Origin of the sequence: Collimonas humicola (genome assembly GCF_018304945.1) — a bacterium.
GTDB classification, from domain to species: Bacteria; Pseudomonadota; Gammaproteobacteria; order Burkholderiales; family Burkholderiaceae_D; genus Collimonas; species Collimonas humicola.
Genome location: NZ_JAGQEE010000002.1, coordinates 51,374 through 63,492, shown reverse-complemented (window position 1 = coordinate 63,492; position 12,119 = coordinate 51,374). Strand labels below are relative to the sequence as shown.

The following is a 12,119-nucleotide window of genomic DNA, read 5'->3' as shown; positions in this document are numbered from 1 at the left end:
AAAAGGCCGCATTGCTGCGGCCTTAGTGTAGCGTGAAAAGCGATTACTTTTTATCGCTCTTCTTGCCGCCGGTCTTGTCGTCGCTAGGCTCATCCTTGTGGATGATGGCGCCGGCGGCCGGTTCAAGCTTGTCATCTTTCACTGCCTTGTCGTCCTTGTCGCTTTCCGAACGCACTTCCGGCTTGACCTTGGACACCTGGACCGGCAAGCCCTTCAGCTGGTTGAGCGCCTGCGCCAGCTGGAAGTCATCCTTGCCGCCGTATTCCAATGGCTTGCGCTTTTTCTCGGCTGCGGCGATCCGTTGCGTTTCTTCCAGTTCATCCACCTTCGCCTTGATCTCAGGGCCCTTGTCGGTGTCGTTGCTCAGATGCTTGGTGAGGTCGGCTTCGCGCAGGCGCAGGCCGTTCAGGCCGTCGCCGTCGGCATATTCATCCACCATGACGTCCGGCACGATGCCCTTGGCCTGGATCGAACGGCCGTTAGGCGTGTAGTAGCGCGCGGTGGTCAGCTTGACCGCGGTGTTGCGGTCCGGCGGCAGGGCGATCACCGATTGCACTGAACCCTTGCCGAAGGTCTGGGTGCCCATGATGGTGGCGCGCTTGTAGTCTTGCAGGGCGCCGGCGACGATTTCCGAAGCTGAGGCGGAGCCGGTATTGACCAGCACCACCATCGGCACCTTTTTCAAGGCGTCAGGCAGGCGCGCCAGCGGGTCGTTGCCCGGGTTGGCATAGTATTCACGCTTGGCGTAGAACGAAGCCTTGGAGCTCGGCAGCTGGCCGTTGGTGGTCACCACCACCGAATCCTTGGGCAGGAAGGCTGCGGAAACGCCGATCGCGCCTGGCAGCACGCCGCCCGGATCGTTGCGCAGGTCCAGCACCAGGCCTTTCAGGTTCGGCTCCTGGGCATAGATGGCGGCAATTTTCTTGGCCATGTCGTCCACCGTCGGTTCCTGGAACTGGGTGATGCGCAACCACGCATAGCCCGGTTCGACCACTTTCGACTTGACGCTCTGGACGCGGATTTCCTGGCGCGTGATGTTGAAGATCAGCGGCTTGTCTTCATCCTTGCGCGAAATGGTCAGGGTGATCTTGGTGTTCGGTTCGCCGCGCATGCGCTTGACGGCCTGTTCCAGGGTCAGGCCCTTGACCGGGGTGGCGTCGAGGCGGGTGATCAGGTCGCCCGCCTTGATGCCGGCGCGATAGGCCGGCGAGTCTTCGATCGGCGAGACCACTTTGATGTAGCCTTCTTCCATGCCGACTTCGATGCCGAGCCCGACGAATTTGCCTTGCGTGCTCTCGCGCAACTCTTTGTAGGCTTTCTTGTCCAGATAGGCCGAGTGCGGATCGAGCGAAGCGACCATGCCGGAAATGGCTTCGGTCAGCAGCTTTTTGTCGTCCGCCGGCTCCACATAGTCTGACTTGATCAGTCCGAACACATCGGCCAGCTGCCGCAATTCTTCCAGCGGCAACGGCGCGGCGGCACTCTTCTGCGCAATGGCGTCGAACTGGATAGAGGCGCCGATGCCCGCGATGACGCCTAAACTGATTAGACCGATATTTTTAAGCTTACTGCCCATGTTTCACCTAGTAGTTACCCATCCGAGTGGGTCGAACGCACGGCCTTGATGCCGAATTTCAAAGTATAAACCTGATTGTTCATTGCCGCCGCTGTTGCCGGCATTGGCAATCACGTCGCCGGATTTGACCGCGTCGCCGGGGCGCTTCAATAATGCCTGATTATTACCGTAAATAGTCATGTACTGGTTGCCGTGGTCGACAATGATCAGATTGCCGAAGCCGCGCAGCCAGTCGGCAAACACCACGCGGCCAGAGGCGACCGCCTTGACTTCAGTGCCTTCCGGGGTGCGGATGAACAGGCCTTTCCAGCTCGGGCCGTCGCCGCGCTTGCTGCCGAAGCGCGCCATGACGTCGCCCCGTACCGGCAGCCGCAGCTGGCCGCGCAAGGATTCGAACGGCTTGCCATAAGAGACATCCTTGACCTCGGGCTCCGGCGTCAGCTCGTTGTGCGCCAGCGGCGGCACAGGAGCCGGCGTCGGCGGCGTGACCGCCACGGCGGGCGGCTGATCGTCGTCGATGGCGTCCGGATTGACCGGCTTGGGTTTGACTGTGCTGTCTGTAGCCGGCGGCTTCCCTGCCTGCGCGGCGCGTTGCTGCTCCGCCAGGCGCTGGCGCTCGCGCGCCGCCTGGGCTTGCGCCAGCGCTTCAGCCTTGGCTTTGGCCTGGGCCAGCTGCTGCAGGCGCTGCTTTTCGCGGGCGGCGGCTTCCGCCTGCTTCTGCGCCTCGATCAGCTGGGCCAGCTTGTCCACCAGGCCGGACAGGCGCTGGTCGTCGCGCTGGATATTGCCGGCTTCCTTGCGCTGGCTGTTGAGTTTGCTGGAAAGCTGGGTCAGCAGCGTCGCCCGCTTGGCCTTTTCCTGTTCCAGCAGCTTTTTCTGGTCGCGCTGTTCCTGGGCGATCTCGTCCAGGTCGTCCTTGGCGTTCTGGGCTTCGGTCTGGTTGGCCTCTACTGCAGCGAGGTTGGCGCGCAGCGCTTCCAGCAGCTTGGCCTGGGCTTGCGAAACATAGCCCATGTATTGCAGGTCGCGATTGATGCGGTTCGGATTGTCGCCCGACAGCAGCAGCTTGATGCGGTCCTCATTGCCTGCCACGTACTGCTGGCGCAGCAGGTTGGCCAGCTGGGTCTGCTGCCGGGTCACGGTCTTGCTGAGTTCGTCGTGCTGCTTGGCCAGCCTGGCGACCTTGGCCTCGGTCTGCTGCTGCTCCGCGCTCAGGTCGCGCAGGGAGCGGGTGGCCTTGGAAACTGCTTCCTCGGAGTCGGCCAGGGCGTCGCTGGCGTCGTCTTTTTCGGTTTCGGTCTGGCTGATGTCGCGCTTGAGGCTGTCCAGCTTTTGCCGCAAGTCGGCGCGTTGCGCTTCCGCCGCCTGCTTCTGCTTGCTGCGTTCGGTGATTTTAGCGGGTGCTGCGCTGACTGCCGCCGGTTGGGCCGCCGCCAGCGCGGCTGCCAGCAGCAGCGCCAAAGGCCACGCCAGGAACGCCGGCTGGCGGTTTCTGGCGTGGTTGCTGTTGCGCTTGCTGAGAGGTGTCAGGATATGACCCAGCGAGATATTTATTTCGCTTTCCCCTGGCTGGCGACGGCGTTCATCGCCGCTGCTATCGCCTCCTGGTCGCCCAGGTAGTAGCTCTTGATCGGCTTCAGGTCGGCGTCCAGCTCATAGACCAGCGGCTGGCCGTTAGGAATGTTGAGGCCGACGATATCCTCGTCGCTGATGCCGTCCAGCATTTTGATCAGGGCGCGCAGGCTATTGCCGTGGGCGGAGATGATGATGCGCTTGCCGCTGCGGATGGACGGCGCGATTTCATCGTTCCAGAACGGCAAGACACGCGCCACGGTGTCTTTCAGGCATTCGGTCAGCGGGATTTCCTCGCGTTTCAGGCCGGCGTAGCGCGGGTCGGCGTAGGAAGTGCGCGGATCGTTCGGTTCCAGCGGCATCGGCGGCGTGTCATAGCTGCGGCGCCATACCATGACCTGCTCGTCGCCGTACTTGGCCGCGGTTTCCGCCTTGTTCAAGCCTTGCAGGGCGCCGTAGTGGCGCTCGTTCAGGCGCCAGTGATGCTTCACCGGCAGCCACATCAGGTCCATCTCGTCGAGCGTGCCCCACAAGGTGCGGATCGCGCGCTTGAGCACCGATGTATACGCCAGGTCGAAGGTGAAGCCGGCTTGCAGCAGCAGCTGGCCGGCCTGCCTGGCTTCCGCCACGCCCTTGTCGGTGAGGTCGACATCGACCCAGCCGGTGAAGCGGTTAGCCAGGTTCCAGGTGGATTCGCCGTGGCGCATCAATACGATTTTGTACATGGTAATTTGCCAACTAAGTTAGATAGGTAAGTAGGAAATCGGTTGCTCGCCATCGGAATCCAGCTGCGGCGCTCAAAGGTTTTTTGAGCTGAGCTGATACGAATTGAATGGCGCTACAGCTTCTATTTTATAATGGCGGGATTAACTAATACCATTGGATCGCCGTGAAATTCTTGATTGATAACATTTTTCTGATTGCAGTAGCAATATTGTCGGGTGGCGCACTGTTGCTGCCTTTGTTGCAAAAGCGCGGTAACCGGGTATCGACTTTACAGGCCACCCAACTGATCAACCAGGGCAAGACGCTGGTGCTGGATGTACGTGACAGCGATGCATTTGCCGCCGCTCACCTGATCGACGCCAAGAACATCCCCTTGAAAGACCTGCCGCAACGCATGGCTGAACTGGACAAGTTTAAAGCAAAGAATGTGTTGGTGGTGTGCCAGACCGGCAACCAGGCCACCAAGGCGGTGGCGCAATTGACCCAGGCCGGCTTTGCCCAGGCCTATAACCTGGAAGGCGGCATCGCCGCCTGGCAGACCCAGGGCCTGCCTACCGTCAAATAAGCGCCGCCAGCTCGCTGGCGTTGGGGTTGAACAAGGAAGAGTAGTCATGACAGCACATGTTGTAATGTATAGCACCGCGGTATGCCCATACTGCATCCGCGCCGAGCAGCTGCTGAAGGCAAAAGGCGTGGAAAATATCGAAAAGATCAGGATCGACCTCGATCCCTCGCAGCGCGAGACCATGATGCAAAAGACCGGCCGCCGCACCGTGCCGCAAATTTATATCGGCGCGACCCATGTCGGGGGCTTTGACGACTTGCATGCGCTCGATCGCGATGGCAAGCTGGAGCCCCTGCTGCAAAGCGCCTGATTTTCGGCAATTTCCCCGGGGAATCAGGTATTGTTGCAAACTGCATTGAAAACCGGCCAGGTTGCAGGCGCTGCGGTCTGGCTAATTTAAATTAACTGAAAGAGTGTCATGGCTGAAGAGAACCAACAAGTTGAAGCACCAGTGTTCCAGATTCAACGCGTTTACCTGAAAGATTTGTCGCTGGAACAACCGAATTCGCCGGCCATTTTCCTCGAGCAAGAGGCTCCGCAGATCGAAGTGGCAGTGGATGTGGGCGCCGAAGCGCTGGCCGAAGGCATTTTCGAGTCGACCGTGACGGTGACCGTCACCGCCAAGGTGAAAGACAAGGTCGCGTTCCTGGTCGAAGGCAAGCAAGCCGGTATTTTCGAACTGCGCAACATCCCGACCGAACAACTGGATCCACTGCTCGGCATCGGCTGCCCGAACATCGTCTACCCGTATCTGCGCGCCAATCTGGCTGACGCCATCACGCGTGCCGGTTTCCCGCCTATCCACCTGGCTGAAATCAATTTCGAAGTGTTCTATCAGCAGCGTCTGCAGGCACTGGCCGAGCAAGCGCAAAAAGGCAGCGGCGACAGCATCGCGGTTGACGGCTCGTCTGCCATCAACTAATTTCGCAAGGCGCAGCGGCGGCCTGGCGCAGTGCCGGCCGCCGGCGCCGGCCGCGGATGAGCGCGGCAAGGAGAGGGCGCTCGTCCGCAGCTTTGCCCTGTGTTTTGCGGCAGCCCCCGCCGCAACTGGAGACCAATAGATGAAATTTGCACGCATAGCCGCTGCCGCCGCGTTGTTGCTGGGAAGCTCGCTCGGCGTTGCCGGTTCTGCCCACGCCCTCGATTTCAAGGCGGTTGGCGCAGCACCCGTGGTTTTATACGATGCGCCTTCGGAAAAAGGCCGGCGCGTGGCGGTTGCGCCGCGCGGCATGCCGGTCGAAGTGGTGCTGACCTACGGCGAATGGACTAAGGTGCGCGACGCCAGCGGCGATTTGTCATGGCTGCAGTCCAAGGGACTGGTCGCCAAGCGCAACCTGCAGGTGACCGTGGCCAATGCCAAGATCCGCGCCAATCCTGACGACGCCGCGGCAGTCGTGTTCAGCGCCGACAAGGGCGTGTTGCTGGAGCTGGTCGATCCGGTCGCCTCGGGCTGGGCCAAGGTGCGCCATCGCGACGGCCAGAGCGGCTACGTCAAGGCGGCCGAAGTCTGGGGCGATTGATTCTTCCCCGTATTTTTGTCATTCCTAGCCGCCCGTGTCTCCTGAACCTACCATTCCATCCATGAATATAACTGTACTTGGCGCTGGCGCCTGGGGAACGGCGCTGGCGATCACCCTGGCGCAGCGCCATAGCGTGACGCTGTGGGGGCGGAATCCCGGCACCATGGCGGCAGCCGCCGCGCAGCGCGAAAACAGCGTCTATCTGCCCGGCTTTCCCTTGCCGGACAATCTGCGCCTCTCGGCCGATTTCTCGCAGGCCGTCGCCCATGTCACCGGCGACGCGGCCGCCGCCCAGGCGGAGGGCTTGCTGATCGTGGCATCCTCGGTGGCCGGTTTGCGTGAACTGGCGCAGCAGCTGCAAGCCTATCCGATCCCGAATATCGTCTGGCTGTGCAAGGGCTTTGAAGAAAGCACCAGCCTGCTGCCGCACCAGATCGTGCGCGAGGTGCTGGGCGACGCGATGCCGGCGGCGGCGCTGTCGGGGCCGTCGTTTGCGCAAGAAGTCGCGCGCGGCCTGCCTTGCGCCTTGTCGGTCGCCAGCGTCCATGCGGGCTTGTGCGAGCAGGTGGTGGCGGCGGTGCATGGCGATAACATCCGGGTGTATTCGACCGACGACCTGATCGGGGTTGAAGTCGGCGGCGCGGTAAAGAATATCCTGGCGATTGCCACCGGCGTCGCCGATGGCCTGGGACTCGGCTTGAATGCACGGGCTGCCTTGATCACCCGCGGCCTGGCGGAAATCACCCGGCTCGGCGTGGCGCTCGGCGGCCGCAGCGAAACTTTCATGGGTTTGTCCGGCGTCGGCGACCTCATCCTGACCTGCACCGGCGATCTGTCGCGCAACCGCAAGGTCGGGCTGGGGCTGGCGCAGGGCAAGCCGCTGGCGTCCATCGTCACCGAGCTCGGCCATGTCGCCGAGGGTGTGCGCTGTGCCGCTGCGGTGCGTGCTCTGGCGCAGCAGCGCGGCGTCGACATGCCGATCACCAATGCAGTTGCCGGCGTGCTGTTCGACGGCGCTTCCCTGCGTTCGGTGATGGAGCTCCTGCTATCGCGAAATCCGCGCGAAGAAGCCGCCTAAGGCGCTTGCAAGCCGGCCGGCAAAGCCGATTTTACATAGCGATGCAATGTCGTTATGCCGCTTTGGCGCAGCATCAAGTAGTATCATTTCTTTATGTCAAATCCATGACAAAACCTGGATAAATACGCCGAAGACAATTAAGTGTATTTCTCCTGCTTGTTGGCAACGATTGCGGCATATAATCGCCCTTTCCAAACATGATCGTGGTTTTTTTGATAAGGAAAGAAATGCATAGCACAATGTTCCCGGCTGTTCGACGTCGCTCTGCCCTTATGCAACGCGGATTCACGCTGATTGAAATCATGGTGGTGGTGGTGATCATGGGGATTCTGGCGGCCTTGGTCGTGCCTAAGCTGATGGGCCGCACCGACGATGCGCGGATCCAGGCTGCGCGCCAGGATATCGGCACCCTGATGCAGGCCCTCAAGCTGTACAAGCTGGACAACCAGCGTTATCCGACCACTGATCAAGGCTTGCAGGCGCTGGTGGTCAAGCCGACCAGCGGTCCCGCCGCCAATGGCTGGAAAAGCGGCGGCTATATCGACAAGCTGCCAAAAGACCCTTGGGGCAATCCGTATCAATTCCTGTCGCCCGGCATCCATGGCGAAGTAGATGTATTTTCCTATGGCGCCGACGGCCAGCCGGGTGGTGAAGGTAACGACGCCGACATCGGCTCTTGGGATTTGTAATAATGTCCCTCATGGCGCATCGCAACCTGCGCCAGGGTGCAGCGCGCGGCTTTACCTTGCTGGAGCTGCTGGTGGTGGTGGTGATCGCAGGCATCACTCTGGGCGTGGTGTCGCTCAACGCGTTTCGCAGCGATCGCCAGGTCATGCAGGACGACGCCAGGCGGATTGCCTTGCTGCTGCAGCTGACGCGGGAAGAAGCCATCCTGCGCAATCGCCCGACGGCTTTCGAAGCCGACGCCAGCAGCTATCGTTTCATGGTGCGCGAAGAAACCGGCTGGCAGCCGCTGGCCCAGGACGACATGCTGCGCCAGCGCGATTTCAAGCGCAGTCCGATGCTGCTGGCCATGGATCCGGCGCCGACCGAGGCAGCGCCGCCAAATACCCTGCGCATCACCTTCGGCCGTGAACCGGTCGACAAGCCTTTTACCCTGACCATGAGCAGCGGCGACAGCACGGTCCTCATCCGTGCCGATGGCATCGGTCATTTTGCGGTTGAATAAATGTCTAACTTGCGCATGCCTCCCCACCGTTATGAAGCAGGTTTCACCTTGCTGGAAGTGCTGGTGGCATTGGTCATTGTCGGCACCGCCCTGGGCGCCAGCTTGCGCGCGGTCGGCAGCCTGACGCAAAACAGCAGCGGCTTGCGGGCCGCCATGATGGCTTCCTGGTCGGCCGAAAACCGGCTGACGCAAATCCGCCTCGGCCATGAATGGCCGGCAATCGGCAACCGTTCCTTCGATTGCCCGCAGGGCGATCTGCCGCTGTATTGCCAGGAACACGTGCTGGGTACGCCCAATCCCTATTTCCGGCGGGTGGAAGTATCGGTGTTCGCCGACGCTAACTCCGAACGGCGCATCGTCAATCTGTCGCAGGTGGTGCCGAATGCACGTTAGCAGAAAGCTGAAAAGCGGCAGCCGCGGTTTTACGCTGGTGGAACTGATCATCGCCGTCACCATCCTGGCGATGGTGGCGATACTGGGCTGGCGCGGCCTGGACGGCATCGTGCGTTCGCGGATTTCGCTGACGGCGGAAATGGAGCAGACGCGCGGCATGCAATTGACGTTTGCCCAGCTGCAAAGCGACTGCGCCCAAATCGCCCCCAAGATGCTGATGACCACGCGTCCTTATTTATCGGCGGAGCCGGGCCGTTTGCTGATGGTGCGGCTGGTGTTCGCCGACCAGCAGCCGACCCGCCTGCAGGTGGTGGACTACCGTCTGCGCGACGGCCGCCTGACGCGCCAGGAGTCGGTGGCGACGCGCGATCCGAGCGTGATCGATACCTGGTGGCAGAACGCGCTCAACGATAGCGGCGACGGCGCCAACAGCCAGGCGGTGCTGTTGCAATCCGATATCGCCAGCATGCAGACGCAGGTGTGGGGCAGCGACCAGCAAGGCTGGCGTCCGTCTTCCGCCATCAGCGCTGGCAGCCAGGATAGCAGTGCCAACGCCAATAAATGGACTGGCTTGCAGGTGGCGCTGCAGCTGCGCGGGCGCAGCGGCGCCATGGCCAAGACTTTCCTGCTGGGGGCCTCATGAGGCGCGCGCTGCGGAGTCGCTATGCCCAGCGCGGCGTTGCGGTAGTGACGGCCTTACTGCTGACCACGCTGGCGGTCACTATCGTCGCCAGCTTGTTCTGGCAGCAGCAGGTGCAGGTGCGCTCGATCGAAAACCAGCGTTTGCAGCTGCAGAAAAACTGGATCATGCGCGGCGCGCTGGATTGGGCCAGCATGATCCTGCGCGCCAGCGGCAAGCAATTCCGTTACGCTGACCTGAGCCAGCCGTGGGCTGCGCCCCTGGCTGATACCCGCCTCGACCAGTATGTGGAAGACGGCCAGGCGGTTGGCGATGCCGGCGACGCCATCCTGTCCGGCCATATCGTCGATGCGCAATCGCGCTACAACCTGAATAACCTGAGCGTGGGCGGCAAGCCTTCCCCCGATGAGGTGGCCGCCTTCAAACGTCTGCTAAGTTACCTGCGCCTGCCGGGCACGCTGGCCACGGCGGCGGCCCAGGCCATCGCGCAAGGCTTGCCGGCGCCGCCGTCGGCCACCCCGCCAGGCACGCCGCCAGCCGGGCAGCAGGGGAATGCCGCAACCGCCGCCAGTTCGACCTTGCCGATGATGCAGGTCGACGATTTGCTGTCGGTGCCAGGATTCACGCCGGACATCGTGCGCCAGCTGCAAGATTATGTGGTGGTGCTGCCCTGGACCGGCGGTCCTACGCCGGTCAACGTAAATACAGCGTCGGCGGAAGTACTGGCTTCCCGTATTCCTAGCTTGACGCTGGCGCAGGCCAATACGCTGGTAGCCATGCGGCGCGCGGCGCCATTTACCGATATCAACAATTTCACTGCGCAGCTGACAACCCTGTTCAACATATCAACGCTGCCGGCAAACGCGTATCTCGAGGTTTCCAGTAAAAATTTTTTGGTCTACGGCAAGATTCGCATGGGTCGCGCCGCCCTGAATACCGTATCCTTGCTGAACCGTGCCGATAACGGCGCCAGCACCAATATCGTGTGGATTAGAGAACAATAAATGGAAGACGCGTTTTGAGTACCTTACTTCTCCGCTTACCCGCCAGGGCGACTGTGGACAGCGCCGCAGCGGTGGCCATGCCCGATTGCCGCTACGCGCTGGTGTCGGACGCCGGCCGCATCGAGCGCCAGGGCGCCGAACAGCTGTCCGGCCTGGCCGAGCAGATTGCCGCGGCGAGCCGGGTGGTGCTGATACTGGCTGCGGCCGACGTCAACCTGCTGCAGTTGCAGGTGCCGCCGCTGTCCGACGCCAAGCTGAAGATGGCGCTGCCGAACCTGGTGGAAGAACAATTGCTGGTCGATCCCTTCGACTGTGTGATCGTGCCCGGCCGCAAGCGCGTCGGCAGTGCCGGCGGTGCCGCCGACAATAAGCTGCGCCTGATTGCAGTGGTGCAAAGAGACTGGCTGGAGTTGCTGGTCAAGACCTTGCTGGCGCTGGGCGCGCATAACCTGCAAGCCTGGCCGGCCCAGCTTTGCCTGCCCCTGCGCGAACCGGATATGGCGGTCGCCGCCATCACCGATCACGGCGGCGACATCGACGTCGCCTTGCGTCTGTCAGGCGAACAAGGCATGGGCTGGTCGCTGTCGCCGGTTTCGGGACAGTCGGTGGCGCAGGAAGTACTGGAAGGATTGACGTCCATCCTGCCGCAGCAGCAGATTACTTTATATGTACCGCAATCCTCCCTGGCGGCTTACCAGGAACTGGAGCCGGCGCAGGTCACAGTGCTGGCCGACGACTGGTCGCACTGGCTGGCCGGCACCCAGGAGCAGGCGCGCAGCGGCATCGACCTGATGAGCGGCCTGACCGCCAGCGCCGCCGGCACCGAATTCAGCTGGCGCCGCTGGCGCTGGCCGCTGGGCCTGGCGGCGGCGCTGCTGCTAGTGAATGTCGTCAGCCTCAACTATGACTGGCTGCGCATGCGGCGCGAGGCTGCTGCCCTGCGCAGCGGCATGGTGCAAAACTACCGCGCCGCCTTCCCGAAAGAAACCGTGATCGTCGACCCGATCGCCCAGGCCAAGCAAAAAATCGCCGCTGCCCAGCGCGATGGCGGCCAGCTGGCGGCGGACGACTTCATCGCCCTGGCGGCCGCCTTTGGCTCGGCCTGGGCAGGCTTGCCGCAGAGCTCAGACAACGGCGCCATCGCCAGCCTGGAATATCGTGACCACCATCTGCTGGTGCGCCTGAAAAATCCCGGCGACGCGGATGGGGCCGAAGCGCAGCTCAAGAGTGCATTGAGCAGCATGAAATTAACGCTCAGCAAACCGGCTACCGGGGTCTGGCAAATCGGGAGCGGCAAGTGACGTCTACACGCAACCCCCTGCAGCAAGCCTGGAGCAAGATTTCAGCGCCGGCCGGCGCCTATTGGGCGCAAAGAAACCAGCGCGAACGCCGCCTGCTCGGCGCTGCGGCGGCAGTGATCCTGCTGGCCATCATTTATCTGCTGTTGCTCGATCCGGCCCTGAGCGGCCGCAGCCGCCTGCAAAAGGACTTGCCGGCGCTGCGCCAGCACGCTGCCGAATTGCAGGCCTTGACGGCCAAGGCGGCATCGCTGTCCAGCCAGATGGCGGAACGGCCGGCTTCGCCCTTGAGCAAACAGGCGGTTGAAACAGCATTGAAGAGCAAGGGACTGAGTCCGCAAAGCGTGACGTTGAACGGCGACATGGCCAAGGTGCAGTTGGCGGCGGTGGCCTTTGCCGGCTTGCTGGACTGGCTGGACGACGTCCAGAAGAATTCGCAATGGCAGGTGGTGGATGCCAGTGTCACGGCGCTGGGCGGTGCGACGCCGCAGCCGGGCATCGTCAACGCCACGGTCACTTTGCTGCAGCAAAAACATGAATAAAGTGTTGCGAGGGACG

15 protein-coding genes are annotated in these 12,119 nt (G+C 62.1%); 12 read left to right on the top strand and 3 right to left on the bottom strand.

The genetic code is table 11. The features are described 5' to 3' along the window. Positions 1-43: 43 nt before the first annotated feature. From KHU30_RS09015 to gpmA, 3 genes are all read right to left on the bottom strand, one after another. On the bottom strand, positions 44-1,576 hold the full coding sequence (locus KHU30_RS09015; protein WP_211442337.1) for a S41 family peptidase: 1,533 nt from the start codon (positions 1,574-1,576) through the stop codon (positions 44-46). Positions 1,577-1,579: 3 nt separating this feature from the next. Next, positions 1,580-3,037 carry a murein hydrolase activator EnvC family protein gene (locus tag KHU30_RS09010; RefSeq protein ID WP_211442336.1) on the bottom strand — a complete coding sequence of 486 codons (1,458 nt, stop codon included), beginning with the start codon at positions 3,035-3,037 and terminating at the stop codon, positions 1,580-1,582. Between the two features lie 89 nt (positions 3,038-3,126). Continuing rightward, the gene (gene gpmA / locus KHU30_RS09005) at positions 3,127-3,873 is read right to left on the bottom strand and encodes a 2,3-diphosphoglycerate-dependent phosphoglycerate mutase (protein WP_211442335.1); all 747 of its coding nucleotides are present in this window, start codon (positions 3,871-3,873) and stop codon (positions 3,127-3,129) included. Positions 3,874-4,037: 164 nt separating this feature from the next. Between gpmA and KHU30_RS09000 the strand changes: the two genes are divergently transcribed. The 12 genes from KHU30_RS09000 (at position 4,038) to gspM (ending at position 12,103) form a co-directional block, all read left to right on the top strand. Continuing rightward, on the top strand, positions 4,038-4,439 hold the full coding sequence (locus tag KHU30_RS09000; protein WP_211442334.1) for a rhodanese-like domain-containing protein: 402 nt from the start codon (positions 4,038-4,040) through the stop codon (positions 4,437-4,439). Between the two features lie 46 nt (positions 4,440-4,485). After that, entirely contained in the window at positions 4,486-4,749 is a 264-nt protein-coding gene (gene grxC, locus KHU30_RS08995) for a glutaredoxin 3 (RefSeq protein ID WP_098494339.1), read from the top strand. 108 nt (positions 4,750-4,857) lie between these two features. Beyond that, on the top strand, positions 4,858-5,361 hold the full coding sequence (secB, locus tag KHU30_RS08990; protein ID WP_211442333.1) for a protein-export chaperone SecB: 504 nt from the start codon (positions 4,858-4,860) through the stop codon (positions 5,359-5,361). A gap of 139 nt (positions 5,362-5,500) precedes the next feature. After that, on the top strand, positions 5,501-5,959 hold the full coding sequence (locus tag KHU30_RS08985) for an SH3 domain-containing protein (protein ID WP_211442332.1): 459 nt from the start codon (positions 5,501-5,503) through the stop codon (positions 5,957-5,959). A gap of 61 nt (positions 5,960-6,020) precedes the next feature. Beyond that, positions 6,021-7,037, top strand: a complete 1,017-nt coding sequence (locus KHU30_RS08980; protein WP_211442331.1) for an NAD(P)H-dependent glycerol-3-phosphate dehydrogenase — start codon at positions 6,021-6,023, stop codon at positions 7,035-7,037. Between the two features lie 272 nt (positions 7,038-7,309). Continuing rightward, positions 7,310-7,726 (top strand): type II secretion system major pseudopilin GspG, encoded by a 417-nt coding sequence (gspG, locus tag KHU30_RS08975; RefSeq protein ID WP_329956516.1) that lies wholly within the window; start codon positions 7,310-7,312, stop codon positions 7,724-7,726. Between the two features lie 2 nt (positions 7,727-7,728). Further along, positions 7,729-8,226 (top strand): GspH/FimT family pseudopilin, encoded by a 498-nt coding sequence (locus tag KHU30_RS08970; protein WP_211442329.1) that lies wholly within the window; start codon positions 7,729-7,731, stop codon positions 8,224-8,226. Continuing rightward, positions 8,227-8,619 carry a type II secretion system minor pseudopilin GspI gene (gene gspI, locus KHU30_RS08965; RefSeq protein WP_230411137.1) on the top strand — a complete coding sequence of 131 codons (393 nt, stop codon included), beginning with the start codon at positions 8,227-8,229 and terminating at the stop codon, positions 8,617-8,619. Continuing rightward, complete coding sequence (locus KHU30_RS08960; RefSeq protein WP_211442328.1) at positions 8,609-9,262, top strand: PulJ/GspJ family protein; 654 nt, start codon at positions 8,609-8,611, stop codon at positions 9,260-9,262. The genes gspI and KHU30_RS08960 overlap by 11 nt, the downstream gene beginning before the upstream one ends. Beyond that, positions 9,259-10,263, top strand: a complete 1,005-nt coding sequence (gspK, locus tag KHU30_RS08955; protein WP_211442327.1) for a type II secretion system minor pseudopilin GspK — start codon at positions 9,259-9,261, stop codon at positions 10,261-10,263. Before KHU30_RS08960 ends, gspK begins: the two co-directional genes overlap by 4 nt. A gap of 14 nt (positions 10,264-10,277) precedes the next feature. Then, entirely contained in the window at positions 10,278-11,564 is a 1,287-nt protein-coding gene (gene gspL, locus KHU30_RS08950) for a type II secretion system protein GspL (RefSeq protein WP_211442326.1), read from the top strand. Continuing rightward, positions 11,561-12,103, top strand: a complete 543-nt coding sequence (gspM, locus tag KHU30_RS08945; protein WP_211442325.1) for a type II secretion system protein GspM — start codon at positions 11,561-11,563, stop codon at positions 12,101-12,103. The genes gspL and gspM overlap by 4 nt, the downstream gene beginning before the upstream one ends. Positions 12,104-12,119 lie beyond the last annotated feature (16 nt).

Excerpts from the sequence above, each read along its gene's own strand:
- gspI (WP_230411137.1), top strand. The coding sequence starts at position 8,227 with ATGTCTAACTTGCGCATGCCTCCCCACCGTTATGAAGCAGGTTTCACC.
- KHU30_RS08985 (WP_211442332.1), top strand. The coding sequence starts at position 5,501 with ATGAAATTTGCACGCATAGCCGCTGCCGCCGCGTTGTTGCTGGGAAGC.
- secB (WP_211442333.1), top strand. The coding sequence starts at position 4,858 with ATGGCTGAAGAGAACCAACAAGTTGAAGCACCAGTGTTCCAGATTCAA.
- grxC (WP_098494339.1), top strand. The coding sequence starts at position 4,486 with ATGACAGCACATGTTGTAATGTATAGCACCGCGGTATGCCCATACTGC.
- KHU30_RS08980 (WP_211442331.1), top strand. The coding sequence starts at position 6,021 with ATGAATATAACTGTACTTGGCGCTGGCGCCTGGGGAACGGCGCTGGCG.
- gspG (WP_329956516.1), top strand. The coding sequence starts at position 7,310 with ATGCAACGCGGATTCACGCTGATTGAAATCATGGTGGTGGTGGTGATC.
- KHU30_RS08960 (WP_211442328.1), top strand. The coding sequence starts at position 8,609 with ATGCACGTTAGCAGAAAGCTGAAAAGCGGCAGCCGCGGTTTTACGCTG.
- gspK (WP_211442327.1), top strand. The coding sequence starts at position 9,259 with ATGAGGCGCGCGCTGCGGAGTCGCTATGCCCAGCGCGGCGTTGCGGTA.
- KHU30_RS08970 (WP_211442329.1), top strand. The coding sequence starts at position 7,729 with ATGTCCCTCATGGCGCATCGCAACCTGCGCCAGGGTGCAGCGCGCGGC.
- KHU30_RS09015 (WP_211442337.1), bottom strand. The coding sequence starts at position 1,576 with ATGGGCAGTAAGCTTAAAAATATCGGTCTAATCAGTTTAGGCGTCATC.
- gpmA (WP_211442335.1), bottom strand. The coding sequence starts at position 3,873 with ATGTACAAAATCGTATTGATGCGCCACGGCGAATCCACCTGGAACCTG.